This is a genomic window from Amycolatopsis sp. NBC_01488, from assembly GCF_036227105.1.
Lineage (GTDB): Bacteria > Actinomycetota > Actinomycetes > Mycobacteriales > Pseudonocardiaceae > Amycolatopsis.
In genome coordinates this window covers 3,797,107-3,823,642 of record NZ_CP109434.1, presented here as the reverse complement: position 1 = coordinate 3,823,642, position 26,536 = coordinate 3,797,107, and the positions used below count along the sequence as shown (strand labels likewise).

General features: G+C 71.5%; 19 protein-coding genes and 2 pseudogenes. 14 read left to right on the top strand and 7 right to left on the bottom strand.

What is annotated here, in order from left to right; all coding sequences use genetic code 11:
- Nucleotides 1-485 precede the first annotated feature (485 nt).
- The 3 genes from OG738_RS18515 to OG738_RS18505 all read left to right on the top strand — a co-directional run bounded on the left by OG738_RS18515 (nucleotide 486) and on the right by OG738_RS18505 (nucleotide 6,229).
- Nucleotides 486-1,502, top strand: a complete 1,017-nt coding sequence (locus OG738_RS18515) for an ABC transporter ATP-binding protein (protein WP_329055521.1) — start codon at nucleotides 486-488, stop codon at nucleotides 1,500-1,502.
- Nucleotides 1,502-2,389 carry an ABC transporter permease subunit gene (locus tag OG738_RS18510; protein WP_329055519.1) on the top strand — a complete coding sequence of 296 codons (888 nt, stop codon included), beginning with the start codon at nucleotides 1,502-1,504 and terminating at the stop codon, nucleotides 2,387-2,389. The genes OG738_RS18515 and OG738_RS18510 overlap by 1 nt, the downstream gene beginning before the upstream one ends.
- Nucleotides 2,390-2,485: 96 nt before the next feature.
- Nucleotides 2,486-6,229, top strand: coding sequence for an ABC transporter ATP-binding protein (locus OG738_RS18505; protein WP_329055518.1), 3,744 nt, complete (start codon nucleotides 2,486-2,488; stop codon nucleotides 6,227-6,229).
- Nucleotides 6,230-6,489: 260 nt separating this feature from the next.
- On the opposite strand, the gene OG738_RS18500 is transcribed toward OG738_RS18505, so the two are convergent.
- Nucleotides 6,490-6,762, bottom strand: a complete 273-nt coding sequence (locus OG738_RS18500; RefSeq protein ID WP_329055516.1) for a hypothetical protein — start codon at nucleotides 6,760-6,762, stop codon at nucleotides 6,490-6,492.
- 258 nt (nucleotides 6,763-7,020) lie between these two features.
- Between OG738_RS18500 and OG738_RS18495 the strand changes: the two genes are divergently transcribed.
- The 6 genes from OG738_RS18495 to OG738_RS18470 all read left to right on the top strand — a co-directional run bounded on the left by OG738_RS18495 (nucleotide 7,021) and on the right by OG738_RS18470 (nucleotide 16,940).
- Nucleotides 7,021-10,737 carry a multifunctional oxoglutarate decarboxylase/oxoglutarate dehydrogenase thiamine pyrophosphate-binding subunit/dihydrolipoyllysine-residue succinyltransferase subunit gene (locus OG738_RS18495; RefSeq protein WP_329055515.1) on the top strand — a complete coding sequence of 1,239 codons (3,717 nt, stop codon included), beginning with the start codon at nucleotides 7,021-7,023 and terminating at the stop codon, nucleotides 10,735-10,737.
- Nucleotides 10,738-10,991: 254 nt separating this feature from the next.
- The gene (locus tag OG738_RS18490; RefSeq protein ID WP_329055514.1) at nucleotides 10,992-12,902 is read left to right on the top strand and encodes an alpha/beta fold hydrolase; all 1,911 of its coding nucleotides are present in this window, start codon (nucleotides 10,992-10,994) and stop codon (nucleotides 12,900-12,902) included.
- Nucleotides 12,903-12,912: 10 nt separating this feature from the next.
- Nucleotides 12,913-14,193: a galactosyltransferase-related protein gene (locus tag OG738_RS18485; RefSeq protein WP_329055512.1), complete on the top strand. Its 1,281-nt coding sequence runs from the start codon at nucleotides 12,913-12,915 to the stop codon at nucleotides 14,191-14,193.
- The gene (locus tag OG738_RS18480) at nucleotides 14,186-15,397 is read left to right on the top strand and encodes an MFS transporter (protein WP_329055511.1); all 1,212 of its coding nucleotides are present in this window, start codon (nucleotides 14,186-14,188) and stop codon (nucleotides 15,395-15,397) included. Before OG738_RS18485 ends, OG738_RS18480 begins: the two co-directional genes overlap by 8 nt.
- Nucleotides 15,398-15,450: 53 nt before the next feature.
- On the top strand, nucleotides 15,451-15,969 hold the full coding sequence (locus OG738_RS18475) for a GNAT family N-acetyltransferase (RefSeq protein WP_329055510.1): 519 nt from the start codon (nucleotides 15,451-15,453) through the stop codon (nucleotides 15,967-15,969).
- A gap of 11 nt (nucleotides 15,970-15,980) precedes the next feature.
- A complete protein-coding gene (locus OG738_RS18470) occupies nucleotides 15,981-16,940 on the top strand; it encodes an LLM class flavin-dependent oxidoreductase (protein WP_329055508.1) in 960 nt (319 codons plus the stop codon).
- Here the strand turns inward: OG738_RS18470 and OG738_RS18465 are convergent.
- A complete protein-coding gene (locus OG738_RS18465) occupies nucleotides 16,937-17,632 on the bottom strand; it encodes a class I SAM-dependent methyltransferase (RefSeq protein WP_329055506.1) in 696 nt (231 codons plus the stop codon). The genes OG738_RS18470 and OG738_RS18465 overlap by 4 nt on opposite strands.
- A 1-nt stretch (nucleotide 17,633) precedes the next feature.
- Between OG738_RS18465 and OG738_RS18460 the strand changes: the two are divergent.
- Nucleotides 17,634-17,855, top strand: a pseudogene (locus OG738_RS18460) (hypothetical protein); the annotation flags it as partial.
- 47 nt (nucleotides 17,856-17,902) lie between these two features.
- On the opposite strand, the pseudogene OG738_RS18455 reads toward OG738_RS18460, so the two are convergent.
- From OG738_RS18455 to OG738_RS18445, 3 genes and pseudogenes are all read right to left on the bottom strand, one after another.
- Nucleotides 17,903-18,271: pseudogene (locus OG738_RS18455) on the bottom strand (ABC transporter permease); the annotation flags it as partial.
- Nucleotides 18,268-18,936, bottom strand: coding sequence for an ABC transporter permease (locus tag OG738_RS18450; RefSeq protein WP_329055505.1), 669 nt, complete (start codon nucleotides 18,934-18,936; stop codon nucleotides 18,268-18,270). The gene OG738_RS18450 and the pseudogene OG738_RS18455, both read right to left, overlap by 4 nt.
- The gene (locus OG738_RS18445; protein WP_329055504.1) at nucleotides 18,933-20,018 is read right to left on the bottom strand and encodes an ABC transporter ATP-binding protein; all 1,086 of its coding nucleotides are present in this window, start codon (nucleotides 20,016-20,018) and stop codon (nucleotides 18,933-18,935) included. The genes OG738_RS18450 and OG738_RS18445 overlap by 4 nt, the downstream gene beginning before the upstream one ends.
- Nucleotides 20,019-20,204: 186 nt before the next feature.
- On the opposite strand from OG738_RS18445, the gene OG738_RS18440 reads away from it, so the two are divergent.
- Entirely contained in the window at nucleotides 20,205-21,620 is a 1,416-nt protein-coding gene (locus OG738_RS18440; protein WP_329055503.1) for a bis-aminopropyl spermidine synthase family protein, read from the top strand.
- A 50-nt stretch (nucleotides 21,621-21,670) separates the two neighbouring features.
- On the opposite strand, the gene OG738_RS18435 is transcribed toward OG738_RS18440, so the two are convergent.
- Nucleotides 21,671-22,852 carry an NAD(P)-dependent malic enzyme gene (locus OG738_RS18435; protein WP_329055502.1) on the bottom strand — a complete coding sequence of 394 codons (1,182 nt, stop codon included), beginning with the start codon at nucleotides 22,850-22,852 and terminating at the stop codon, nucleotides 21,671-21,673.
- A 448-nt stretch (nucleotides 22,853-23,300) separates the two neighbouring features.
- Between OG738_RS18435 and OG738_RS18430 the strand changes: the two genes are divergently transcribed.
- The 3 genes from OG738_RS18430 (at nucleotide 23,301) to OG738_RS18420 (ending at nucleotide 24,809) form a co-directional block, all read left to right on the top strand.
- On the top strand, nucleotides 23,301-23,906 hold the full coding sequence (locus tag OG738_RS18430; protein WP_329055500.1) for a dTDP-4-dehydrorhamnose 3,5-epimerase family protein: 606 nt from the start codon (nucleotides 23,301-23,303) through the stop codon (nucleotides 23,904-23,906).
- A 64-nt stretch (nucleotides 23,907-23,970) separates the two neighbouring features.
- Nucleotides 23,971-24,378 carry an SRPBCC family protein gene (locus OG738_RS18425; RefSeq protein ID WP_329055499.1) on the top strand — a complete coding sequence of 136 codons (408 nt, stop codon included), beginning with the start codon at nucleotides 23,971-23,973 and terminating at the stop codon, nucleotides 24,376-24,378.
- The gene (locus tag OG738_RS18420; protein ID WP_329055497.1) at nucleotides 24,375-24,809 is read left to right on the top strand and encodes a MarR family winged helix-turn-helix transcriptional regulator; all 435 of its coding nucleotides are present in this window, start codon (nucleotides 24,375-24,377) and stop codon (nucleotides 24,807-24,809) included. The genes OG738_RS18425 and OG738_RS18420 overlap by 4 nt, the downstream gene beginning before the upstream one ends.
- On the opposite strand, the gene OG738_RS18415 is transcribed toward OG738_RS18420, so the two are convergent.
- Nucleotides 24,799-26,409 (bottom strand): GMC oxidoreductase, encoded by a 1,611-nt coding sequence (locus tag OG738_RS18415; protein ID WP_329055496.1) that lies wholly within the window; start codon nucleotides 26,407-26,409, stop codon nucleotides 24,799-24,801. The genes OG738_RS18420 and OG738_RS18415 overlap by 11 nt on opposite strands.
- Nucleotides 26,410-26,536: the final 127 nt, after the last annotated feature.

Genomic DNA, 26,536 nt, shown 5'->3' with positions numbered 1-26,536 from the left:
CAACTCACACCCGCACCCACACACCCCAAGGACCCACTCACCCCACGCACGGAACCAGGCACGTCCCTCCCGGACCACGCTGGGAGGTGGGCGAAGGCACCGTGGGGGTCCGGGGGCTCGGCCCCCGGGAGATGAGGATGAGCTGTATCGAAGGGCGAAGCCCGAGAAGAGAAGCGAGGGCGACCCGCTCAACCAACCTGGGGGTCATTGGGAGCGGGCCGCCAAGGACAAGCTTAGAGGGCTTGCGCGGACTTCGCTGCACCGGGTCGGCAAGTCGAGCGAATTCTTTACCAAGTTGATCTGGCCCGTCGATGTCCGTCGGCGCGAATCCTCAGGTCAGCGCCCCGGGCGGACCACGCACGGCGACCGGAACCGGTTGCGGAACGTGACGAACGTCGCTTCGGGCGGGTTGAGTCGTTCCGTGCGCGCGGGTGCCGCCGGTAGGGCAGGATGACGCCGCATCAGCGGGAACGTTAGGGGACGGTATGCACGACGGCAGTGGCCGGATTGTGGTGCAGAACCTGAGCAAGCAGTTCGGCGCGGTGAACGCGGTGCAGAACCTCAGTTTCACGGTCGAGCCGGGTTCGGTGACGGGTTTCCTGGGCCCGAACGGCGCCGGGAAGACGACGACGCTCCGGATGCTGCTCGGGCTGGTGACGCCCACGTCGGGTTCGGCGACGATCAACGGGCGCCCGCACTCGCAGCTGGGGAACCCGGCGCGGATCGTGGGCTCGGTGCTGGAGAACGAGGGTTTCCACCCGAGCCGGACGGCGCGCAACCACCTCCGTGTGTACGCGGCGGCCATCGGGGTGCCGGACCAGCGGGCGGACCAGGTGCTCGGCCTGGTCGGCCTGGGCAGCGCCGCGGACCGGAAGGCCGGCGGGTTCTCGCTCGGCATGCGGCAGCGGCTGGCGCTGGCGACGGCGTTGCTGGGTGACCCGCAGGTGCTGGTGCTGGACGAGCCGACGAACGGCCTCGACCCCGAAGGCATCCTGTGGCTGCGGAACTTCCTGCGCTCGTACGCGCGGGAGCAGCGGCGGACGGTGCTCGTGTCGAGCCACCTGCTCAACGAGGTCGAGCAGCTGATCGACCAGGTCGTCATCATCAGCCAGGGCGTCACGCGCTACTACGGCTCGCTCGACCAGCTGCGCAAGAGCCAGCAGTCGCGGGTGCTGGTGCAGCCGGCGGACCCGGCCGCGCTGGTGAAGGCGTTGCAGGAGAACGGCATCACCGCGGTTTCGCCGACGCCGGACGGCCGGGTCGCGGTCGCCGGGTCGAGCGTCCAGCAGATCGGGGACATCGCCGCGAAGGCGGGCATCGCGGTCTACGGGATGCAGGAGGACCACGCCGACCTGGAGCGGATGTTCTTCCAGCTGACGCAGGGCCAGTTCACCGGCGGGGCGGCGTACCCGCCGCAGCCGCAGTACCAGGGCCCGCCGCCGGGGTATCCGCCGTCGGGTCCGCAGCACCAGCAGCAGTACCGGGGAGGACCGCAGCGGTGATGGGCAACCTGATCAAGGCGGAGTTCCGCAAGACGCTGTCGCTGAACACGTGGTGGGTGCTGCTGATCCCGCTGGCGCTGGTGGCGTTCTGGCTGACGTTCGCATGGGGCAAGATCACCAACGACTTCGCGGACTTCCTCGGCTCGGAAGACGCCCGCCAGGTCACCGAGCTGATCGGCCTGGACCCGGCCAAGGTGCCGGTGGGGCTGCTGGCGCTGGCGCACGGCGTGAACATCGCGCAGATCGTGCCGGCGCTGTTCGGCGTCTTCGCGCTGGCGGGCGAGTACCGCAGCAGGACGATCACGACGACGTTCCTCACGGCCCCGAACCGGATCTCCGCGCTGACCGCGAAGATGCTCACTTACGTGGCGTGGGGCGCGATCTACGGCCTGGTCAGCTTCGGCGTCTCGGCGCTCGCGGTGATGGCGTCGGTCGATTCGGGCCGCTGGCCGTCCGCGGGTCAGTGGCTGGCCGCGCTCGGCGGGACCGTGCTTGCGGCGGTGCTGGTGACCTTGTTCGGCATCGGCTTCGGCGCGGTGCTGCGCAGCGTGCCGCTGGCCGTGGTGCTGCTGCTGGTGTGGTTCCTGATCGTCGAGAACGTCCTGGTGATCATGTTCTGGGGCTGGGGCGACGTCCGCATCCTGGGCGGGATCCTGCCGAACGGCACCGCGAACGGCATCGTCGGCGGCATCGCCGCGGACGCCTTCGGGTTCAACTCGCTCAACCTGCCGAGCAGCGTGGACTCCGGGTCGCAGCTGCTGCTGCAGCTCACGGCGGGCGCACCGGGCGTGCTGTCCTGGTGGGCGTCGGCGTTGATCTTCTTCGCGTGGACGATGCTGTTCTTCGGCCTCGGCTGGGCGGGCAACCAGCGCCGCGACATCACGTAGTTCCACCCGTCCGAGGAGGCCGTCTCGAAGTCTTCGAGACGGCCTTTCCGGCTTTCCGGGAAATATTCTGTCGGTGGCGGCGCTTAATGTGACAACGTGACCATCGCTCCGCCCCGCTCCCGTCAAGAGCTCCCACCCGCTGAGACCGTCGGCTGGGTCCGCCGGCTGTCCGCCGCGGCCTGGGAGCATCGCGCGCTCGTCGTACTGTCGTTGCTGGCCGCCGTGTTCAGCGTCGGCGTACAGGCCGCGAGCCCGCTGCTGGTGCGCACGGCGGTGGACGACGCGGTGGCCGGGCACACCGGTGGGCTGGGCGCGATCGCCGCGGTCCTGGTCGCGTTGCAGCTCGTGGCGTTCGGCACGGCGTTCGCGCGCCGGTACCTCGGCGGGAAGCTCGCCCTCGACGTCCAGCACGACCTGCGCCAGCGCGTCTTCAACGCGGTCTCGCGGCTCGACGGCGGCAAGCAGGACGCCTTGCGCACCGGCCAGGTCGTCTCCCGCGCGATCTCCGACCTGCAGCTGGTCGTCGGGATCCTCATGCAGATCCCGCTGTCGGCGGGCTCGGTGATCTTCGCGCTGCTGTCGTTCGCGGCGATGCTGTGGATGTCGCCGGTGCTGACGCTGATCGCGCTGGTCGTCACGCCCGCGGTCGGCATCGTCGTGACGCGCAGCCGCAAGCGCCTCTTCCCGGCGACGTGGTCGGCGCAGCAACGCGCGGCGGACGTCGCGCAGCAGGTGGAGGAGACCGTCACCGGCGTCCGCGTGGTCAAGGGCTTCGGCCAGGAGGCGCGGGAGGTTTCGAAGCTCGAAGGGACCGCGCGCAAGCTGTTCGGGGAGCGGCTTCGCGCGGCGAAGCTGTCCGCGGTGCCGACGGCGACCACCGCGGCCCTGCCCGCCGCCGGCCAGGTCGCCGTCCTCGGCATCGGCGGTGTCCTCGCGCTGAACGGCTCGATCACGCTCGGCACGTTCCTCGCCTTCGCGACCTACCTCGCGACGCTGATCGGCCCGGCCCGGATGTTGTCCGGCCTGGTCGTGCAGGCGCAGCTGACCCGCGCCGGCGCCGAGCGCGTGTACGAGCTGATCGACGCGCAGCCCGAGGTCGTCGACTCCGCCGACGCGCGGCCGCTGCCGTCCGGGCCGCTCGGCGTCGAGCTGGCGGACGTCCGGTTCGGCTACACGCGCAGCGAACCGGTGCTGGCCGGGCTCTCGGTCGCGGCGAACCCGGGCGAGACGCTCGCGCTGGTCGGCACCGCGGGCTCCGGGAAGTCGACGATCTCCCTGCTGCTGCCCCGGTTCTACGACGTCCACGCGGGTGCGGTGCGGGTCGGCGGCCTCGACGTCCGGGACGTCCCGCTGCGGCAGCTGCGGCAGGCGATCGGCGTGGTGTTCGAGGAGGCGTTCCTGTTCTCCTCGTCGATCCGCGACAACATCGCGTACGGCCGTCCGGACGCGAGCGAGGACGAGGTCGTCGCGGCGGCGCGTGCGGCGGAGGCGGACGAGTTCATCCGCGCCCTGCCCGACGGCTACGACACGCTGGTCGGCGAGCGCGGGCTGACGCTTTCGGGCGGCCAGCGGCAGCGGCTCGGGCTGGCCAGGGCGCTGATCACCGACCCGCGGATCCTGGTCCTGGACGACGCGACGTCGGCCATCGACACCGTCACCGAGGCGGCGATCCACGACACCCTGCGCTCGGTCACCGCGAGCCGGACCACGCTGCTGATCGCGCACCGGCGCTCGACGCTGGCCCTGGCCGACCGGATCGCGGTGCTGGACGAGGGCCGCGTCGTCGACGTCGGCACCGAAGCCGAGCTGATGGTCCGCTGCCCGCTGTTCCGCGAACTGGTCGCGGGCCCGGGCGACGACGTCGAGGAGAAGCACCGCTGCGAGGGCCTCGACTGCGGCCAGGACGGGATCACGCCGGCGCTGTGGCCGCGCGCCGAGCGCGACGAGGTCGACGAGCTGGCCGAAGCGGCGCAGCAGCGCAGTGGCAACGTGGACAGCAGCGGGTTCGTCGGCGGGGGCGGCGGCCTCGACGTGCCGCCGACGCCGGAGCTGATCGAGGGCGTGCGCAAGCTCCCGGCCGCCGTCGACGAGCCACGACTGTCCGATGTGGACGTCACCGCGCCCGACCCCGGCTTCCGGCTGGCCGGGCTGCTGCGGCCGGTCCGCTGGCCGCTCGCGGTGGTCGTCGCGCTGGTGGCGGCGGACGCGCTGGCGTCGATCGCGCTGCCGGGGCTGTATCAGTTCGGCGTCGACCACGGCGTCCGCGCGGGCGTGGAGTGGGTGATCTGGCTGGTCGCCGGGATCGGCGCGGCGGTGATCGCGGCCGACTGGCTGGTGGTGTTCGCGCAGACGCGGCTGACGTCGCGGGTCGGCGAGACAGTGCTGTACGCGCTGCGTGTCCGCAGCTACGCGCACCTGCAGCGGCTCGGGCTCGACTACTACGAGCGGGAGCTGTCCGGGAAGATCATGACCCGGATGACCACGGACGTCGACGCGCTCTCGACGTTCCTGCAGACCGGGCTCGCGACCGCGGTGGTCAGCGCGCTGACGCTGGCCGGGATCACGGCAGCGCTGCTGGTCACCGACGCCGGGCTGGCGCTGTTCGCGCTGGCGATGGTGCCGGTGCTGGCGGTGGCGACGGTGATCTTCCGGCGGGCGGCGTCGAAGGCGTACAACGAGGCCCGCGAGCGGGTCAGCGTCGTCAACGCGGACATGCAGGAAAACGTGAGCGGCCTGCGCGTCGCCCAGGCGTACACGCGCGAAGACCGTTCCGCGGCGGCGTTCGCTTCGCGCAGCGACGACTACCGGCGCTCGCGGCTGCGGGCGCAGCGGTACGTCGCGACGTACTTCCCGCTGGTGGCGCTGCTGTCCGACCTGGCGACGACCACGGTGCTGGTGGCAGGCGCGAACCGCGTCTCGGCGGGGACGCTGTCGGCCGGCGTGCTGCTCGCGTTCCTGCTGTACCTGCAGCAGTTCTTCTCGCCGATCCAGCAGCTGTCGTCGGTGTTCGACGGCTACCAGCAGGCCCGCGTCGGCCTGAACCGGATCGGCGACCTGCTGCGGACGCCGACGTCGGTACCGGCGGCGGAGAACGCGGTGACCGTGCCGGAGCGGATGCGCGGGGAGGTGTCGTTCAAGGAGGTCGAGTTCTCCTACACCGGCACCGAGGCGAAGGCGCTCGAGCAGTTCTCCCTCGACGTGGCGGCGGGCGAGACGATCGCGCTGGTCGGCGCGACCGGCGCCGGGAAGTCGACGGCGGTGAAGCTGGTGGCGCGCTTCTACGACGTCACCGGCGGCGAAGTCCGGATCGACGGCACGGACGTCCGCGAGTACGAGCTCGCCGGGCTGCGGCGCCGGATGGGCGTGGTGCCGCAGGAGGCGCACCTGTTCTCGGGCACGGTGGCCGACAACGTCCGCTACGGCCGCCCGGCGGCGTCCGACTCGGAGGTGGAGGCGGCGGTCCGCGCGGTGGGCGCGTTCGACGGCGTCGCGGCCCTGCCGGCGGGGTTCCTGCAGCCGGTGGGCGAACGCGGCCGGTCGCTGTCGGCGGGTCAGCGCCAGCTGGTGGCCCTGGCCCGGGCGGAGCTGGTCGACCCGGACGTCCTGCTCCTCGACGAAGCGACGGCGGCCCTGGACCCGTCGACGGAGGCGGCGGTCCTGCGCGCGACGGAGACGGTGTCCCGCCGCCGCACGACGTTCGTCGTGGCCCACCGCCTGGCCACGGCGGCCCGCGCGGACCGCATCGTGGTCCTGGACCACGGCCGGATCGCCGAAACCGGAACCCACGAGGAACTCCTGGCGGCCAACGGCCTCTACGCCCGCCTCTGGTCCCTTGGCTGACCGTGTGCAAACGGGCATCACCCGTGATCAGGAAGGCATCACGCGTGATTGAGCGGGCATCAGCGCTGATGCCCCTCTGATCACCCGTGATGCCCCTCTGATCACGGGTGATGCCCTCTTGCGCACCGAACTCGACGGCATCGTCTGGCTCGACCCGTCTTTCCGCCTGGCTGCCTACCGCAGCGGCAACGGCCGCAAGTCACAGACCAGCTGCACAAGGCGGTCAAGCTCGTCCCCCACGAGCCGCCGTACCCGCTCGGCTAAGGCAGCGCCCGCCACTTCAGCGAGCCCATTCCGGCCGCCTCGACGTCCGGCCGGGAGGCCCACCGGACCGTCCCCGGCCGCACGTGGACGCCGGCCCCGACCAGCCAGTCGGGCTCCTCCGGCTCCACGTGCTCGAACGACTCGAAGTCCGCCAGCGTGGGCCACACGGCCGAGCACGAATCGCACGTCAGCACGACCGTGCCGGACTCCGTCACCAGCGGCCTCACCAGGCCCTGGTCCCAGAAGGAAGGACATTCGACCAGCCACATCCGCCCAGTGGAACCCGCCGCGGTGAACGCCCGACGGCCGCCGCGAGAACCCGGGCGGAAGAGCCCGGGAACGCTGTACCGGGTCCACCGCTTAAGGTTCCCTTAGCACATCTTGATCGAGTCAGTGACCGATCCCCTAGTGCGCCTCGCCTCACACAGGCCGGTTCCATCACATCGCGGTCACCGAGGGGGTTAGCCTGGTAGGCGCATCAGCGGATTCAAGATCGAGATCGAGACGGATAGAGGCGAGCCCCAGCCGTGTCCAGCAGCAGCCCTGCGTCACAGTTCGGCCCCAACGAGTGGCTGGTCGAAGAGATGTACGACCAGTTCCTCGCCGACCCTTCTTCAGTCGATGCCGCATGGCACGACTTCTTCGCGGACTTCAAGCCGACGCAGAACGCGCAGGCCAAGGCGGACACCGCCCGGCAGCAGGCCGAAGCCAAGCCGGCCACCAACGGCCAGGCGGCGCAGCCGTCGGCCAAGGTCGTGCGCAACGCGGAGTCGGCGGCCAAGCAGGCCGCCCCCGCGAAGCCGGAGCCGAAGGCGGAGACGAAGACGGCCCCGAAGCCGGAGCCGAAAGCCGCTCCGAAGCCGGCCGCCAAGGCCGAGCCGAAGGCCGAAGCGAAGAAGGACGAGCCGGAGTCGAAGCAGCTGCGCGGCGCCGCGGCCGCCATCGCGAAGAACATGGACGCCTCGCTGAGCGTCCCGACCGCGACCAGCGTGCGCGCGGTCCCGGCGAAGCTGATGGCCGACAACCGGATCGTCATCAACAACCACCTCAAGCGGACGCGTGGCGGCAAGATCTCCTTCACGCACCTCATCGGCTACGCCATGGTGCGGGCGCTGAAGAGCTACCCGAACATGAACCGGCACTACCAGGTGATCGACGGGAAGCCGTTCGCGATCACGCCGGAGCACGTCAACTTCGGGCTCGCGATCGACATGAAGGGCAAGGACGGCTCCCGCACGCTCGTCGTGGCCTCGGTCAAGGGCTGCGAGGACATGTCGTTCCTGCAGTTCTGGCAGGCCTACGAGGAGATCGTCAAGAAGGCCCGCAACAACAAGCTCACCGCGGACGACTTCGCCGGCACCACGATCTCGCTGACCAACCCGGGCGGCATCGGCACCAACCACTCCGTGCCGCGCCTGCAGGCCGGCCAGGGCGCCATCATCGGCGTCGGCGCCATGCAGTACCCCGCCGCGTTCGAGGGCACCAGCGAGAAGACGCTGGTCGACCTCGGTATCAGCAAGATCATGACGCTGACCTCGACCTACGACCACCGCATCATCCAGGGCGCGGAGTCGGGCGAGTTCCTCAAGCGCATCCACGAGCTGCTGCTCGGTGAAGACGGCTTCTACGACGACGTCTTCACCAGCCTGCGCCTGCCGTACGAGCCGATCCGCTGGGTCGCCGACATCCCCGAGGGCCCGGTCGACAAGACCGCCCGCGTCATCGAGCTGATCGACGCGTTCCGGATGCGCGGCCACCTGATGGCCGACACCGACCCGCTGAACTACCGCCAGCGCAGCCACGCCGACCTCGACGTCCTCTCCCACAACCTGACGCTGTGGGACCTCGACCGCGAGTTCCCGGTCGGCGGCTTCGCCGGCCAGGAGCGGATGAAGCTGCGCGACATCCTGGGCGTGCTGCGCAACTCCTACTGCCGCACGGTCGGCATCGAGTACACGCACATCCTCGACCCCGAGGAGCGGCGCTGGATCCAGGAGCGCGTCGAGATCCCGCACGAGAAGCCGGACCCCGCGGTCCAGAAGTACGTGCTCTCGAAGCTGAACGCCGCCGAGGCGTTCGAGACGTTCCTGCAGACCAAGTACGTCGGCCAGAAGCGGTTCTCGCTCGAGGGCGGCGAGACGGCGATCCCGCTGCTCGACACGCTGCTCGACAAGGCCGCCGAGCACGAGCTCGACGAGGTCGTCATCGGCATGCCGCACCGCGGCCGGCTGAACGTGCTGGCCAACATCGTCGGCAAGCCGATCAGCCAGATCTTCCAGGAGTTCGAGGGCAACCTCGACCCGGGCCAGGCGCACGGCTCCGGTGACGTGAAGTACCACCTCGGCGCGGAGGGCAAGTACTTCCGCATGTTCGGCGACGGCGAGACGAAGGTGTCGCTGACCGCCAACCCGTCGCACCTGGAGACCGTGGACCCGGTGCTCGAGGGCATCGTCCGCGCGAAGCAGGACCTCCTCGACAAGGGCGGCGAGGGTTACACCGTGCTGCCGGTCCTGATGCACGGCGACGCGGCCTTCGCGGGCCAGGGCGTCGTGGCCGAGACGCTGAACCTGGCGCTGCTGCGCGGGTACCGCACCGGCGGCACCGTGCACGTGATCGTCAACAACCAGGTCGGCTTCACGACCGCGCCGGAGCACTCGCGCTCCAGCCAGTACGCCACCGACGTCGCGAAGATGATCGGCTCGCCGATCTTCCACGTGAACGGCGACGACCCGGAAGCCGCGCACTGGGTGGCCAAGCTGGCCGTCGAGTACCGGCAGGCGTTCCACAAGGACGTCGTCATCGACCTGATCTGCTACCGCCGCCGCGGCCACAACGAGGGCGACGACCCGTCGATGACGCAGCCGGCGATGTACGACATCATCGACACCAAGCGCTCGGTGCGGAAGACCTACACCGAGTCGCTGATCGGCCGCGGCGACATCTCCGTCGAGGAGGCCGAGGCCGCGCTGCGCGACTTCTCGAGCCAGCTGGAACACGTCTTCAACGAGGTCCGCGAGCTGGAGAAGCACCCGGCGAAGGCCAGCCCCTCGGTCGAAGAGGAGCAGCAGGTGCCGGCCAAGGTGTCCACGGCGATCACCAGCGAGACGCTCGAGCACATCGGCGACGCGTTCGTGAACGTGCCGGAGGGCTTCACCCCGCACCCGCGCGTCAAGCCGGTCATGGAGCGCCGCCACAAGATGTCCCGCGAGGGCGACATCGACTGGGCGTTCGGCGAGCTGCTCGCGTTCGGGTCGCTGGCGATGGAGGGCCGGCTGGTCCGGCTGTCGGGCCAGGACTCCCGCCGCGGCACGTTCACCCAGCGGCACTCGGTGTTCATCGACCGCAAGACCGGCCAGGAGTACTCCCCGCTGCAGAACCTGGCCGAGGGCCAGGGCCGCGTGATGATCTACGACTCGGCGCTGTCGGAGTACGCGGCCGTCGGCTTCGAGTACGGCTACTCGGTGGCCAACCCCGAGTCGCTGGTCATGTGGGAAGCGCAGTTCGGTGACTTCGTCAACGGCGCGCAGACCGTCATCGACGAGTACATCTCCTCCGGCGAGGCCAAGTGGGGCCAGCGCTCGGACGTCGTGCTGCTGCTGCCGCACGGCCACGAGGGCCAGGGCCCGGACCACACGTCCGGCCGCATCGAGCGGTTCCTCTCGCTGTGCGCGGAGGGCTCGATGACGGTGGCGGTGCCGTCCACCCCGGCGAACTACTTCCACCTGCTGCGCCGCCACGCCCTCGACGGGATCCAGCGCCCGCTGGTCGTCTTCACGCCGAAGTCGATGCTGCGCAACAAGGCCGCGACGTCGCCGACCAGTGACTTCACCGGCCAGAGCCGGTTCATGTCGGTCATCGACGACGTCACCCCGGACCCGGCGAAGATCCGCAAGGTGCTGCTGACCTCCGGGAAGCTGTACTGGGAGCTCGTCGCGGAGCGGACCAAGCGCGAGGCGCACGACGTCGCGATCGTGCGGATCGAGCAGTACTACCCGCTGCCGAAGAAGAAGCTCGTGGCGGCGCTGGAGCGGTACACGAACGCGACGCAGGTCGCGTGGGTCCAGGAGGAGCCGGAGAACCAGGGCGCGTGGCCGTTCTTCGGCCTGAACCTGCCCCGGAAGTTCCCGGAGCTGCTCTCCGGCCTGCAGGTCGTCTCGCGGCGCCCGATGGCGGCGCCGTCGGCCGGCTCGTCGAAGGTGCACGAAGTCGAGCAGAAGGCGCTGATCTCGAAGGCGTTCGACTGATCGCCTGAGCCGTCCCGGGAAGGCCACCTCGAAGGAATTCGAGGTGGCCTTCCTGGTTTTTCCGCCCGATTCGTCATGACGACGCCCGCGGCGGCCGGAATTGCCGCAGCTGGTTCCCGAAAAACTGGTCCCCCCGTTCCGATCACCATTCCCGGCAATCGAGGAGAAGTCCGGGACCCCGGTGTTCCGCCAAGCTTTCCGTGGACCGAAGCGCGTTTCCCGAGCACCGGAATCCGGCGGCCGGAGTTGGTGAAATGAATCTGCTAGCCCTGCTCCACAGCCCGGCGGCCAGCGGCGGCGACACGACGACCCGGCGGATCGCCGACCATTTGTCCGCGAGCGGCTGTTCCGTTCTGTTCGCGCCACCCGCCGATGCCGCCGAGCTGACCGCGGTCGCCGAAGAACACCGGGCCGTCGCGCTGGTCGGCACGCACGCCCTGCTCAGTGGCAGCAGGTTCGCCGAAACGGGCTTGCCGTACGTGCTGGCCCTGGGCGGCACCGACCTCAACGAATACGCCCTGGAGCCGGAGTTCCACGCGCAGATGACCGAGGCCGTCGAACGGGCCGCGGCGCTGGTGGCGTTCAACGACGACTTCGCTCGGCGCTGCCGGACACTGTGGCCGCAGGTCGCGGACAAGGTGCGGGTCATCCCGCAGGGCGTGCGCACCACGCCGTCGGCCTATTCGCTGCGTCGCGCGCTGGGCGTCGGCGAGGACGTCAAGCTGCTGCTCCTGCCCTCGGGCCTGCGGCCGGTCAAGGATCCGCTGCTCGCCGTCGACTGCGTCAAGCAGCTGCACGCCGAGGGCCACGACGTCCTGCTCGTCATCGCCGGGGTGTCCTACGACGAGGACTTCGAAGCCCTCGTGCAGCGGCGGTGCGGGGACAGCCCCGCCGTGCGGTACGTCGGCACGCTGGCCCGCGACGACCTGCACGCCGCGATGCGCGAGGCGACCGCGGTGCTCAACACCTCGACGTCGGAGTGCAGCCCGAACTCGCTGCTCGAGGCGATGGACGTCGGCTGCCCGGTCGTCGTCCGGGACATCCCCGGCAACACGTGCCTGGTCGAGCACGAGGTGACCGGGCTGGTGTTCGCCGGGCCGGCCGGCCTGCGCGCGCAGGTGCGGCGCCTGCTCGGCGACGAGGTGCTCGCCCGCCGGCTGTGGCGGCGGGGGCAGGCGCACGTGCGGCGCGCGCACAGCATGCAGGCGGAGCGGGCCGCGTACGCCGCGCTCTTCCGGGACCTGGCCGACGATCTGCCGCCGACAGCCGACGTGCCGTCCCGCGACCGGATCGTGCGGGCCAACGGCGTCGACCTCTGCGTGCAGACCTTCGGGGACCCGCGCGAGCCGGCGATCCTCCTGGTGGCCGGGGCGTCCGCGTCGATGCTGGCGTGGGACGCCGAGTTCTGCGAACTGCTCGCCGGCGGCTCGCGGTACGTCATCCGCTACGACCACCGCGACACCGGCCGCTCCACGAGCTACCCGCCGGGCGAGCCGCCCTACGACCTGCGGGACCTGGCGGCCGACGCGCTCGGCGTGCTCGACGCGCTCGGCGTCGCCCGCGCGCACGTCGTGGGGATCTCGCTGGGCGGCATGATCGCGCAGGTCGCCGCCCTGGCCGAACCCGCGCGCGTCGCCTCCCTGACGCTGGTGGCCACCAGCCCCGGCGAGGGCCCGGACGGTCCCGACCTGGCGCCGCCGGCCCTGCGGGTGCTGACCGAGCTGGCCGACGTCGAACCGCCGGACTGGGCGGACCGCGAGTCCGTGGTCGAGCACCTGGTGGCCGGGGCGCGCCCGCTCGCCGGGCCGGGCCGGGAGATCGACGAGCACGCGAGCCGGCGGGTCGCGGGCCGCGTGTTCGACCGCGCGGGCGGGACGGCCGAGTCCGCGGGCAACCACGCCTACCTCGACCACGGCACGCCGTGGCGGCCCCGGCTCGGCCGGATCACCGCGCCGACGCTGGTGGTCCACGGCGCCGCGGACCCGATCCACCCCGTCGCCCACGCCCACGCGCTGGCGGCGGCCATCCCCGGGGCCACGGTGCGGATCCTCGACGGCGCGGGGCACGAACTGCGCCCCTCGGACTGGCCGGACATAGTGCCGGCCCTGCTCCGGCACACCTCGGACGACGAAGGGCGAATTCCCCGTGCAACCACGTCCCTGTGACTGCAGCCCGATGTGCGAACTGCGTGCGGCGAATCCGATGCGCGTCCGGCCGGTGCGGGCGGGCAGCGGGACGTTCGCGGCGGCCTCGGCCTACCGGCGAGCCGTCCCGGCCACCGGGGACCTCGCCACGCGGGTGACCGGCTACGTCGTCCTGACGCTCGACCCGGCCGTGCCCGACGTCGCCGCCGACTACTGGATGCACAGCGAACGCTTCTACCGCGTGGTCGCCGGCCCGGTCGCCGACCGGCTGGGCGGCGACCTCGCCTACCGGCGGCTGGCCGCGCACCCCACCGACGCCGGCGCCGAACGCGCCCTCGTGACGCGGGTGCGGACGCTGCTCGGCGAAGACCCGGCGCTGGCGGACGAACTCGGCAGGCGCGCCGACGCCGCCGACGACAACGTCTACATCAACTACTTCCGCGGCCCCGGCTACGGTCCCGGCGCGCACGACGCCGGCCTCGAGCACCTCACGGGGCTCACCGGCCGGGCGGCGACGCGACCGGACGGCCGCGGTGACGACGTGCTGGTGGTCGTCCCGATCTCCGACCGCGACGGCGCGGGCCGGATCCGCAACCTGATGGCCTGCCTGCTGGCATTGCGCGACCAGACGATGCCGGCGCCGCACTACCGGGTGACCGTCGTGGAGTTCGACGACCGCCCGCGGTGGCGCGGCCGGATCGAACCGCTCGTGGACCACTACGTGCACGTCACCGGCCACGGCCTGTTCAACAAGTCCTGGACCTTCAACGCCGGCGTCCGGCAGACCCTCGGGGCCGCCCGCACGCTGTGCCTGCTCGACGCCGACATCCTCGTCGACCGCGACTTCCTGGCGCGCAACCACGCCCGGTTCGCCGAGCACGGCCATGACGCGCACCTGCCGCACACCGAGATGCTGTCGCTGGACGCCCCGGCCAGTCACCACCTGATCGAGGAACGCTGCGACCGCGGCACGGCCGACGTGCCGCTCGCCGGGGCCCGCGGGCTGCTGCTGCGGGACGTGCCCGGTGCCTGCCTGTGGATCCGGCCGGAGCTGTACGAGCGGGTCGGCGGGTTCGACGAGCGCTACCGCGGCTGGGGCGGCGAGGACGAGGACATGCTCTACCGCGTCGCGTCGGCCGGCTCGGTGATCCAGTTCGACGACGTGTTCGTCCACCTCGCGCACCGGCGGCCGGCGATGCGGCGCGAGGACGGGCAGCCGTTCAACGCCCAGGTGCCGGTCGGCACGTGGACCGGAGCGCAGGGCTACGGCGGGCTCGACCACCCGGCACGGGCCACCGGCACCGATGAATAACGTCACGCCGCTGCCCCGGCTGCGCACGCACCGGGTGGCCGTGGCCGGCATCTTCTTCGTCGTCGGGGTCCAGCTCGGGACGTGGTTCGCGCGCGTCCCGGAACTGCGCACTGCCCTGCACCTCAGCTTCTCGCAGCTGGGGGCGGTGCTGCTCGCCCAGACCGTCGGCGTGATCATCGCCATGCAGGTCGCCGGGCACCTGTCGGCCTACCTCGACAGCCGCGCGGTCGTCCGGCTGACCGCGACGATCGTGCCGTGGTTCCCCGCGCTCGTCGCGATCTCCCCCGGCGCCGTCACCGCGGCGGCCGTGATGCTGGGGTGGGGTCTGGTGGCCGGCCTGCTCGACGTGGCCGTCAACACCCAGGGCGTCGCGCTGGAACAGTTCGGCCGGCGCCCGTTCCTCAGCAGTCTGCACGCGGTGTGGGGCGCCGGTGCGCTGACCGGGTCGCTCGGCGCGGTCGTCGCCATCCGGGCCGGGGTGCCGCTCGGTGTGCACTTCGCCACCGTCGCCGCTGTCCTGTGCGTGCTGGCGCTGGTCGCGGGGCGGCACGCGCTGCCCGAGCGGCGGAGCGGCACGCGCCGTGAACCGGGGAAACGGGCGCGGACCGGGCTGCTTTCCGGGTGGACCCGGGCGGTGCTGGTGCTGGGCGGTCTCGGCGCGGCGGCCGCGTTGTGCGAGGGCGCGGTGTCGAGCTGGTGCGGGGTGTTCCTGCGCGAGCAACGCGGCGCGACCGCGGACGTCGCTTCGCTGGGCTACTTCGTGTTCATCCTGGCGCAGACCGCCACCCGGATGTTCGGTGACCGCGTGCACCGCGTGCTCGGGCCGGTGGCGCTGCTGCGGTGGAGCATGGCGGCCACCGCGGCCGGGGTGCTGGTGGCAGTGCTGTCGCCGGACCCGTGGTCCGGGTTGGCCGGGTTCGCGCTGCAGGGCTGCGGGCTCGCGGTGGTGATCCCGCTCATCGCGGGCGCGGTCGGCCACGGCGGCGGCAACACGAGCGTCGCCATCGCCCGGTTCTCCACGCTGCACCAGGTGGGGGTGCTGGCCGGGCCCGCCCTGTTCGGCCGGCTGGCCCAGACCTCCGGCGTCAGCACGGCACTGGCCCTGCTCGTGCTCCCGGTGGGGCTGATCGCGGTGTTCGCGAAGGCGACCGTCACGGCGCGGCCCGCCGTCCTCGCCACCGCCGAGGGCCGGCGCGCGGCCTGACCGGGCCCGGAAAACGATTTCGCCTCGCCCGCGTTCCCCGGCATGCTGGGGCCGTGCTGATCCGCCGTGAGACACCCGCCGACCGGACCGCGATCCACGCGATCCACCGCGACGACTTCCGGCGCGAACCCGGCGTCACCCCGGTCGAGGCACCACTGGTCGACGAGCTGCGCGCGGACGGCGACCTGCTCGACGCGCTGTCGCTGGTGGCCGTCCGCGATGGCGAAGTCGTCGGGCACGTGTGCTGCAGCCGGGCCCGCGTCGGCGAGGACACGACGTCGGCGGTCGGGCTGGGGCCGCTCGGCGTGCTGCCCGGGCACCAGGCCACCGGCGTCGGCTCGGCGCTGGTGCACGCGGTGCTCGGCGCCGCGGACGCGCTCGGGTACGGCCTGGTCGTCCTGCTCGGCAACCCGGCGTACTACGCGCGGTTCGGCTTCGTCACGGCGTCGACGCTCTCGATCGCGGCGCCGGATCCGGCCTGGGGCAAGAACTTCCAGGCCCGCACGCTCACCGGCTACCAACCCACCCAGGCTGGCGCGTTCGAATACGCGCCGGCGTTCTCCCGGATCTGAGGAGCCTTCGCATGTACGCACCGAGCTCGTCCGTCGGCGTCCGGATCAACCGCGAGCAGCCGCCGTCCCGGCTGGTCGAGCTGGCCCGTCGGGCGGAGGCCGCGGGTCTCGACGAGGTTTGGCTGGTCGAGGACTGCTTCTGGGCGGCCGGGATCGCGACGGTGGCGACGGCGCTGGCGGTGACGTCGACGATCAAGGTGGGCATCGGCGTCCTCCCGGCGGTGGCCCGCAACCCGGCGATCGCGGCGATGGAGCTGGCGGCGCTGGCGGAGCTGCACCCGGGCCGGCTGATCGGCGGGCTGGGCCACGGGGTGGCGTCGTGGATGCGCCAGATCGGCGCGTACCCGGCTTCGCAGTTGGCGGCTCTGGAGGAGACGCTGGTGGCGGTCCGCCGCCTCCTGGCCGGCGACCGGGTGTCGATGCGGGGCAGGCACGTCGACCTGGACGAGGTGGAGCTGGTGTTCCCGCCGTCTGTGGTGCCCCCGGTGCTGGCGGGCGTCCGCCGTCCGAAGTCGCTGGCGGTGGCGGGTTCGTCGGCGGACGGGACGATCTTGGCGGAACCGTCTCCACCGGAGTTCGTCCGGACGGCGCTGGCGGCGATCGGCGACGCTCCCGGGCACGCGGTGGTGACGTACAACTGGCTGGCCTTGGGTGACCCTTCGCGGGCACGGCTGACGATCGCGGAGTCGTTGACGCCGGGATCCCGGGTGCAGGTCGAGGGGCTGCCGTTCGCTTCGGAGCTGCTCTCGCTGGTGGACTCTTCGTCCACTGTGGACGAACTGGCCGCCGGGCTGGACCCATCGTGGCTTTCGCGGCTGGCGGTGTGCGGGGATCTGGAGGAGTGCGTGGCCGCGGTGCGTGCCCTTCACGAGGCCGGGAGCGGGTCGGTGGTGCTGCTGCCGCTGCCGGAGGAGCCGCCGGAGCGGGGCATCGAGGACGCGGGCCGAGTGGCGGCGGCCTTGCGTCGTTAGCCGGCCTCGAGAACGAAAAACAGGAAGCCCAGGAACGCCCCGGACGGGAACTTCGCGAGTTCGTCGGGGAAGTGCTCGCAGGCTTCCGGCGCGAACGGCGGTTCGCTGATCACGGCGGTGCGGAAGCCGGCCGCGGTGAAGGCGTCGGTCATCGCGTGCAGCGGCCGGTGCCAGTAGGTGAGCACGCCGAAGGCGTACTCGTCGGTCCACTTGGCGATGGCGAAGTAGTCGCCTTCGGGGTGGACCATCTTGTAGAGGATCGGGTGGTTGACGGCCATGATCAGCCGGCCGCCGGGCTCGAGCACGCGCCGGATCTCGGCCAGCGGCGCGGCCCAGTCCTCGAGGTAGTGCAGGACCAGGGCCGCGACGACGTCGTCGAAGGCGCCATCGGGATACGGCAGCGGTTCACCCAGGTCGGCGACCCGCAGGTCCGCGCCGTCGCCGAGCTTCCGGCGAGCCACCTCGACCATCTTGGCGCTGGCGTCGCACCCGCTCACGACGGCACCACGCTCCCGCAGCGCGGCGAAGAGCGGCCCGGAGCCACAGCCGACATCGAGGATCCGCCGCCCGTCGACGTCCCCGGCCAGGTCCAGCACAGCGGGCAGCGTGTAGTAGGCGTTCATGAGACTGGTCTCGTTCTCGGCCGCGTAAGCCTCGGCGAAGCTGTCGTAGTCGGTGGTCACGGGATCCATCATGGCGCCGCGCGGGCGCCGAAAAGCAGTTCGCCGAACGCACCCCGCGTGTCAGGATCGGCCCATGCCGGTCGACCCGCACCTTCTCCTGGCCTTCGTCCTCACCACCATCGTCGCCATGGTGACGCCGGGCCCGGACATGCTCTTCATCCTCGGCTGCGGCATGCGCGGCGGTCCGAAAGCCGGGCTGCTCGCCACCGCCGGGGTCGCCACCAGCGAAGCCATCCACGTCGCCGTCGCCGCGGCCGGGCTCGCCGCCCTCTTCGCCGCGCCCTCGGCGGCGTCGACCACGCCGTGGTCGGTCGCCTGCAGCCCGGCGTACGTGCCGGCCAGGATCGGCGGCACGGCCAGCACGACGAGCCCGATGATCGTCGAGGTGACGCTTTCGGTGAAGAGCAGGAACAGGAACGTCACGAGTCCCAGCGTGGGCAGCGCGCGGATCGCGTTGCCCACGCTCACCAAGGCGACACCGCCGCGTCCCGTGTGGCCGACGAACAGTCCCAAGGGGACAGCGATGACCAACGCGATCACCAGCGACAACGCGGTGTAGCCGAGGTGCTCCAGCAGCCGCTGCGGGATGCCGTCCGGGCCCGACCAGTGCGCCGGGTCGCCGAACCAGTGCAAGAGGTCGGTGATCATGCGGCAACCACCCTGGTCCATGGCGTCAGCAGGTTCCGGATCCCCACCAGGACCAGGTCGACGACCAGCGCCAGCAGCAGCGTCAGCACGATGCCGACGACGATCGGCGAGAAGTACTCGCGCTGGAAACCGTCGGTGAACAGCACACCGAGACCACCGGTGCCGATCAGCGCGCCGACGCTGACCAGGCTGATGTTGCTGACCGACGCCACCCGCACGCCCGCCGCGAGCACCGGCACGGACAGCGGCAGCTCGACCGCGAAGAACAGCCGCACCGGCTTGTACCCGACGGCGGTCGCGGCGGCGGTCACCGGCGGCGGCACGGCGTCCAGCGCGTCGAGCACCGGGCGGACCAGCAGCGCCGTGGTGTAGATCGTCAGCGCGACGACGACGTTGACGCTGTCCAGGATCTTCGACCCGATCAGGCCGGGGATCACGACGAACAGCGCCAGCGACGGGATCGTGTAGAGCAGGTTGGCCAGCACCATCAGCACCTGCCGGGCGGGCCGCCAACGGTGGCCGAGCCAGCCCGCGGCGATCGCGAGGACGATGCCCAGTACCAGCGGGAGCAGCGCCAGGTAGACGTGGTCGCCCAGGTCACCGAGGACTTCGACGCGCGTGTTCGCGCTGCTCAGGTAGTTCCCGAGCTCGTCGAAGAAGCTCATGACGCCTGGGGCGTCGCCTCGATCACGTCCAGGACCTGTCTCGCGACGACGCCGCCGAGCACGCGGTGGTCTTCGTCGACGACCACGCCGAGGCTGGCCGGCGACGACAGCGCGGCGTCGAGCGCGCCGCGGATCGGCGTGCCGTGGATCCACAGTGAGCCGCCGGCGACGAGGTCGTCTTCGGACAGTGCGCCGTCCACTGTGGAGTCCGGCCGCAGCCAGCCGCGAGGCTGCTTGTCCGCGTTGACACCGAGCCGCCAGCCGTCGCTCGCGGAGACCGGGGAGCCGATCTCGACCAGCTCGATCTCCTTGACCTCGACACCCTCGGCGGAGAGGAAGGACAGTCCGCGGTAGCCGCGGTCGCGGCCGACGAACGACGCGACGAAGTCGTCCACCGGGTGGCGCAGCACGTCGGCGGGCGTGCCGTACTGGGCGAGCTTGCCGCCGACGCGCATCACCGCGACCTTGTCGCCGAGCCGGACGGCCTCGTCGATGTCGTGCGTGACGAACACGATGGTCTTGCCCAGCTGCGACTGCAGCCGCAGCAGCTCGTTCTGCAGGTCCTCGCGCACGATCGGGTCGACGGCGGAGAACGGCTCGTCCATCAGCAGCACCGGCGAGTCCGCGGCGAGCGCGCGGGCGACGCCGACGCGCTGCTGCTGGCCACCCGAGAGCTGGGCCGGGTACCGCTTGCCGAGCTCGACCGGCAGGCCGATGGTCTCGAGCAGCTCGGCCGCCCGCTTGCGCGCCTTCGCCTTGTCCCAGCCCGACAACAGCGGCACGGTGGCGATGTTGTCCAGCACCGTCCGATGTGGAAAGAGCCCGGCGTGCTGGATGACGTAGCCGATGCCGCGGCGCAGCAGCGCCGGGTCGCCCTCGGCGACGTCCTTGCCGTCCAGCAGCACCTGGCCGCCGGTCGGCTCGACCATCCGGTTGATCATCCGCAGCGACGTCGTCTTCCCGCAGCCGGACGGGCCGACGAGCACGGTGATCGTGCCGTCCTCGACCGTCAGGTTGAGCTTGTCGACGGCGACCGTCCCATCCGGATACTGCTTGGTCACGTCGCGGAATTCGATGGTCACTGCCCACTCCCCATGTCCGGTGGAATCGACCGTAGCCGAGTCGGCGGCGGTTGGCACGGTGTTCCGGCAGGTGGTGGCTGAGGCTTGTTCTGGTCAGGTCGCCGCGCCCCGCGCACGAACTGGCCGGTCAGCGCAGATGTCATGCGGCGACCGACGGCTGAACAAGCCTCACTAGGCTCAATGCCCGTGAAGGCACTCGACGACGTCCTCGCCGCGCACGGCGTCGGCGTCCGCCCGCTGCACCGCGTCATCGACCTCCTGCGCACCGGCGACCACGACCTCGGCGAGCTGGTGCGGCTGAGCGCGGCGCCGCGCCGCAGCGTGGAGGACGTCCTCACGGCGCTGGGCGACGACCTCGACCGCAGCGGCGACCGGCTGCGGATCGCCCCTGGCGTCGCCGCGTCGTACCTGCAGTACAGCGCGCCTCGCTACGCCGACCCGCTCGACGACGCCGTCGCGGCGCACGAGTTGCTGCCGAAGGTCGCCGAGTGGGTCGCGGAGGTGCCGCCACCGCTGGCCGCGCTCGACCACGTGCAGGCGACGCCGGAAACCGTGCTGCGCCGCGCGTTGTGGCTGGACGCGCGCTACGACCTCGCGCCGGCGCGGCTGCTGTTCCTCGGCGACCACGACCTGACGTCGCTGGCGGTGCGCGCGGTCTGCCCGGCGGCGTCCCTGACCGTCGTCGACCTCGACGAGCGCGTGCTGGCCTACCTCGACGACCGCAGCGGGCGCGAGATCGCCACCGCGCACGCGGACCTGCGCGTCGGCCTGCCGCCGGCCTTCACCAGCGGCTTCGACCTGGTGTTCAGCGATCCGCCGTACACGCCCGAAGGGATGGGCCTGTTCGCGGCGCGCGGCGTGCAGGCGCTGCGGGAGCCGGCCGAGGGACGGCTGCTGTTCGCGTACGGCTACAGCCCGCGGCACCCGGCGCTGGGCGCGCAGGTGCAGCGGTCGCTGGCCACGCTCGGGCTCACGTTCGAGGCGATCCTGCCGGACTTCAACCGCTACTTCGGGGCGCAGGCGATCGGCAGCGCGGCCGACCTGTACGTCTGCCAGCCGACGGCGAAGGCCAAGAAGATGCGCGGCGGCAAGGGGAAGTCGGCGATCTACACGCACGGCCCGCAGTCGGTGGAGGCGGCCGGGACGAAACCGGCGCTGCTGGACAAGCTGAAGGAAATCGCCGTCGCGGACGGGCTTTCGCTGGAATCGCGGCCGGTGGACTGGTCGATCTCCGGACCGGAGGGCGACGCCGTCGCGATGGACCTCACGGCCGACCCGGGCCCGTGGCTGCTGCGCACCCTGCTGGGCACGAACGCCCGCCGCCTGGCACTGCTGGTGCCGAACGGGCACCCGGACCTGGCGGACCAGGCGTCGCAGACCGCCCTGAGCACGCTGGTCCGGGGCAAGTACACGCTGCGGTACCTGCGGAGCACGCCGGACAACCGGCACGCGGTGGTCGTCGCGGACGCGGTGGAGCAGCAGGACGAGATCCTGACCCGCGCCCACGCCCGGCTGGCGAACGTCTCCCTCGACGTCCCGGCCGACCTGCGCGACCTGCGCCTGGTCGACGTCCCCCGCCACCGCCTCACCGAACTCCTCTGAACGCGCCGGAGGCGGCACTCTCCCTGGAAAGTGCCGCCTCCGGACCGACGTCAGTCCGTGACGCCGTCGGCTTCCGCGGCCTTCGCCACCGCGGCCGCGACCTCAGGGGCCACCCGCGGGTCGAGCGGGCTCGGGACGATCCGATCCGGGCCCAGGTCGTCCATCGCCACCGACACGATCGCCTCGGCGGCCGCCAGCTTCATGCCCTCGGTGATCGCCCGCGCGCCGGAGTCCAGTGCGCCGCGGAAGACGCCCGGGAACGCCAGCACGTTGTTGATCTGGTTCGGGAAGTCGCTGCGCCCGGTGGCCACGATCGACGCGTAGCGCGCCGCCACGTCCGGGTGCACCTCCGGGTCCGGGTTGGACAGTGCGAACACGATGCCGCCGCCCGCCATCCGGCCGAGCAGCGTCTCGTCGATCGTCGCGCCGGACAGGCCGAGGAACACGTCCGCGCCTTCCAGCGCCTCCGCCAGGCCGCCCTGGAGACCGGCCTTGTTCGTCGTCGACGCCAGGCGCGCCTTGATCGGGTTCAGGCCGTCCCGACCCGGGTGGATGATGCCGCGCGAGTCGAGGACCGTGACGTCGCCGATGCCGGCCTCCTGCAGGATCCGCGCGCACGCGACCCCCGCCGCGCCGGCGCCGGAGACGACCACGCGCTGGTCGGCGATCGCCCGGTCGAGGACCAGGTTGGCGCCGCGCAGCGCGGCCAGCGTCACGATCGCCGTGCCGTGCTGGTCGTCGTGCATGACCGGGCAGTCGAGCGCCTCCTTGAGCTTGTCCTCCAGCTCGAAGCACCGCGGCGCGGAGACGTCCTCCAGGTTGACGGCGCCGTAGGACGGCCGCAGCCGCACCAGCGTCTCGACGATCTCGTCGACGTCGGTGGTGTCCAGCACCAGCGGGATCGAGTCGAGCCCGCCGAAGGTCTTGAACAGGACCGACTTGCCCTCCATGACCGGCAGCGACGCGCTCGCGCCGATGTCGCCGAGGCCCAGCACCGCCGTCCCGTCGCTCACCACGACGACGAGCCGGTCCGCCCACGTGTACCGCTTGGCCTTGGCCGCGTCCTCGGCGATCGCGCGGCTCACCTTCGCCACCCCGGGGGTGTACGCGATCGAAAGGTCACGCGGGCTGGAAATCGGGCGGGTGGCCGCCACCGAGAGCTTGCCGCCCTCGTGCCCGGTGAAGATCTCTTCGTCGGTGACCGGCGCTCCGGCGCCGGTGGGGTCGCTCATGGGGATTCCTGTCGTCGTTTCCGTCATTCCTCCAGTGGGAATGACGGAACTCGCGGATCGGACGTGGCTCACTGGAATTTCTCCTGGGCATGCGAGCGGGGGACCACGGCTACAGGGGAACCCGTGGTTCTGTGAGGCTCATTCAGACGTCGCCCGGCGCAAGCCAGATCGTCCGTGATCGTCCTGGCCGTAGCGCCGGGCTGATCCGAATGAGCCTCATCCTCCGGCACGGCAGCCCAGCGCGGTAGCGCCGGCCTGTCGGCGAGGCGTCACGCCGGCCATCGGTGCCGTGGGTCTGGCGATGGCCGCGGACGCGGCGGTCCAATCATTGTGACAGGTCCGGTCCGGGAGGTGACCCCTCGGTGCGGCTGACGTCACACCGGACCCCTATTCCCGGCAATTGCCAAGACGTCCGTTCGGTTTTTTAGCCGCCCGATAAGGTGACGCCATGGAATTCCGCCGGCTGAGCGTCCCGGACGCCTTCGAGTTCTCCCCCCGGGCGTTCCCCGACGAGCGGGGCCTGTTCGTCGCCCCCTTCCAGGAGGAGGTCCTCCGCGAGGCGGTCGGGCACCCCCTGCGGCTCGCCCAGGCCAACCACAGCGTGTCGCGGCGCGGCGCGATCCGCGGCATCCACTTCGCCGACACCCCGCCCGGCCAGGCGAAGTACATCTACTGCGCGCGCGGCTCGCTGCTGGACGTCGTCGTGGACCTCCGCGTCGGCTCGCCGAGCTTCGGCACGTGGGACGCCGTCCGGCTCGACTCCCAGCGGTTCAACTCGGCGTACCTCGCCGAAGGCCTCGGACACGGCTTCATCGCCCTCGAGGACGACACGGTGATGGCCTACCTGTGCTCCGAGCCGTACAACCCGACGGGCGAACACGGCATCACCCCGCTGGACCCGGCACTGGGCCTGCCCTGGCCCGCGGACATCGAGCCGATCCTGTCCGAGAAGGACCGCACCGCGCCCACGCTGGCCGAAGCCCAGGAGCAGGGCCTGCTGCCGTCCTACCAGGACTGCGTCGCCTACTACGACAAGCTGCGCTCGGCGCGGTGAGCGCTTCCGCCCGGGGCCGCGTGACCCCTTGCGCAACTAGTAAGCGCGCATATAGTCTGCACGCATGACACTTTACGAGTACGAGCACAGCGAGACGTCCACCGCCGCCGCGATCTGGCCGCTCTGGGCCGACACCGGCCGCTGGCCCGAGTGGGACGCGGGCGTCCGCTCAGTGGTCATCGACGGCCCGTTCGCCGTCGGGACCAGCGGCACCATGACGATGGACGGGATGCCGCCGATCCCGTTCACCCTGACCGAGGTCACCGAAGGCCGGAGCTTCACCGACGAGACCCGCTTGCCGGACGCGTTCCTGCGCTTCGAGCACGAGCTGACCGACATCGACGGCGGCACGCGGATCACCTACCGCGTCACGATCGACGGCCCCGACGGCTTCGGCCCGCAGGTGACCGAAGACACCCCGGATGCGATGCGCGCGCTGGCGCGCCTGGCTGAGGGAAGCTCGCGGGTATGACCGCCCCGGAGTCCCGGCTGCCCGGCCCCGAGCGCAGCCCCGGCTTCCTGCTGTGGCGCGTGACGCTGGCCTGGCAGCGGGCGATGCGGGCCGCGCTGGCCCCGCACGACCTCACGCACGTTCAGTTCGTGCTGCTGACGACGACGTGGTGGCTCACCCGCTCGGGTGAGCCACCGACCCAGCGGCAGCTCGCCGAGCGGGCCGGCACGGACACGATGATGACCAGCCAGGTCGTCCGCAAGCTCGCCGACCGCGGACTGCTGGCCCGCGCCGACGACCCCGCCGATGCCCGCGCCAAGCGCCTGGAAGTCACCCAACTCGGGCTGGACCTGGTCGCGAAGGCCCTGAAGGACGTCGAGGCCGCCGACGCGTCCTTCTTCGAGGGCGTCGGCGACGACTTCACCGACTCGCTGGCTCGCCTCAGCCCTTGAGGTCCTCGGCGAGGACGCGCTCGATGTTGCGCTCGGCCAGCGCCGTGATCGTCACGAACGGGTTGACGCCGGTGCTGCCCGGGATGAGCGAGCCGTCCGTGACGTACAGGTTGCGGTAGCCCTTGACGCGACCGAAGTCGTCGGTGGCTTCGCCGAGCACCAGGCCGCCGAGCGGGTGGTAGGTGAAGCGGTTCTCGAACGTGCGGGTGTCGCCGAAGAGGTCGTAGCGGTAGATCGTCCTGTTCGCCCGGTTGATCTTGTCGAAGAGGGCCTTCGCGGCGTCGATCGACGGCTGCCCCTGCGACGCCGTCCAGTGCAGCTTCGCCGAGTCGCTCGCGACGTCGTAGCTGAAGTGCCCGCGTTCGGGGTTCTTCGTGATCGCCAGGTAGAGGCTGACCCACGTCTCGAGACCGGCCGGCACCGGCGCGATCTCGGCGAAGGCCGGGTGCACCGGGTCGGCCCAGTTGTCGATGCCGAGCGCGGGCATGCCCGACTGCAGGCTGCCGGTGGTGTCCCAGACGTGGTTGGCGCGGCCGCACATGACGTTGCCGTTCGTGCCCCAGCCCTGCCCGACGGCGTCGGTCAGCTCCGGGAGCCGTCCGGTGTCGCGGGCGCGGACCAGCAGCTCGGTCGAGCCGACGCTGCCCGCCCCGAGGAACAGGTGCTTCGTGGTCACGTGCCGGGTGCCCAGGACGGTGCCGTGCACGTCGATCTCGCGGACGACCAGCGTGTACGTCCCGTCGGGCTGCCGGAGGATCTCGCGGACCTCGCGCAGCGTCTCGATGGTCACCTTCCCGGTGCCGAGCGCCGCGGCCAGGTACGACTTGTCGAGCGAGCGCTTCCCGTGGTTGTTGCCGTAGATGACCTCGGACGCGTCCGCCGAGCGCGGGACTTCGCCCGCCTCCTCGCGCCGCAGGTAGTCCACGTCGTACACGCTGGGCACGAACACCGTCCCGAACCCGGCCTTGCGCGCGGCCTTCCGGGAGACGCGGGCGTACTGGTAGGACCGGCAGGTCTCGAACCAGTCCGGGTCGACGACGTCGACGCCGAGCCCGGCGTTGGCCCGCGGGAAGTACTTGCCGTACATCTCCTCGGCGTCGACGTTCGGCAGGATCTCCTCGAAGTAGGACCGCTTCGGCGTCACGGCCATCGCGCCGTTGACCAGGGAGCCACCGCCGACACCGCGGCCGAGGTACACCGCCATGTCGCCGAAACTCACCCGGTCGAGCACGCCGGCGTAGCGCCCGATGTCGCGATTGGCCAGGTCGAGCCACAGGAACGACGCGAGCGGCGCCTCGGTCCGGTCCTTGAACCACATGGCGCGCTCGTCCGGCTCGAGCATCGAACAGAAGACCTGACCGTCGGCGCCGGGCTCGGTCCACAGCTTGCCCATCTCGAGCATCAGCGTGGGGATTCCGGCCTCGCCGAGCCGCAACGCGGTGACGGCGGCGCCGTAGCCGGTGCCGATCACGACCGCCGGCGAGTACTCCGGGAGCGGCGACGCGGCGGCGGGCCGCGTCGAGACCGTGGTCAGCCCGACGGCGGCGGCGGAGTTCAGGGCGGCGAGGCCGAGGAACCGGCGGCGGGAGAAGGCAGACATGCTCCCGAGCATGCCCGATTTCGGTAAACGGCGTTCACTAAATGAAACACGTTTCACCCGACCGAGGGAATTTCGGGACTTCCCCTGGGGGCGATCCCGGATGTCGGGGCCGCGCTCCGGGAGCAGG

Coding starts and splice junctions, on each gene's coding strand:
- OG738_RS18425 (WP_329055499.1), top strand. CDS start 23,971: ATGACACTTTACGAGTACGAGCACAGCGAGACGTCCACCGCCGCCGCG.
- OG738_RS18465 (WP_329055506.1), bottom strand. CDS start 17,632: ATGGATCCCGTGACCACCGACTACGACAGCTTCGCCGAGGCTTACGCG.
- OG738_RS18430 (WP_329055500.1), top strand. CDS start 23,301: ATGGAATTCCGCCGGCTGAGCGTCCCGGACGCCTTCGAGTTCTCCCCC.
- OG738_RS18480 (WP_329055511.1), top strand. CDS start 14,186: ATGAATAACGTCACGCCGCTGCCCCGGCTGCGCACGCACCGGGTGGCC.
- OG738_RS18515 (WP_329055521.1), top strand. CDS start 486: ATGCACGACGGCAGTGGCCGGATTGTGGTGCAGAACCTGAGCAAGCAG.
- OG738_RS18415 (WP_329055496.1), bottom strand. CDS start 26,409: ATGTCTGCCTTCTCCCGCCGCCGGTTCCTCGGCCTCGCCGCCCTGAAC.
- OG738_RS18420 (WP_329055497.1), top strand. CDS start 24,375: ATGACCGCCCCGGAGTCCCGGCTGCCCGGCCCCGAGCGCAGCCCCGGC.
- OG738_RS18490 (WP_329055514.1), top strand. CDS start 10,992: ATGAATCTGCTAGCCCTGCTCCACAGCCCGGCGGCCAGCGGCGGCGAC.
- OG738_RS18500 (WP_329055516.1), bottom strand. CDS start 6,762: ATGTGGCTGGTCGAATGTCCTTCCTTCTGGGACCAGGGCCTGGTGAGG.
- OG738_RS18450 (WP_329055505.1), bottom strand. CDS start 18,936: ATGAGCTTCTTCGACGAGCTCGGGAACTACCTGAGCAGCGCGAACACG.
- OG738_RS18470 (WP_329055508.1), top strand. CDS start 15,981: ATGTACGCACCGAGCTCGTCCGTCGGCGTCCGGATCAACCGCGAGCAG.
- OG738_RS18435 (WP_329055502.1), bottom strand. CDS start 22,852: ATGAGCGACCCCACCGGCGCCGGAGCGCCGGTCACCGACGAAGAGATC.
- OG738_RS18510 (WP_329055519.1), top strand. CDS start 1,502: ATGGGCAACCTGATCAAGGCGGAGTTCCGCAAGACGCTGTCGCTGAAC.
- OG738_RS18485 (WP_329055512.1), top strand. CDS start 12,913: ATGTGCGAACTGCGTGCGGCGAATCCGATGCGCGTCCGGCCGGTGCGG.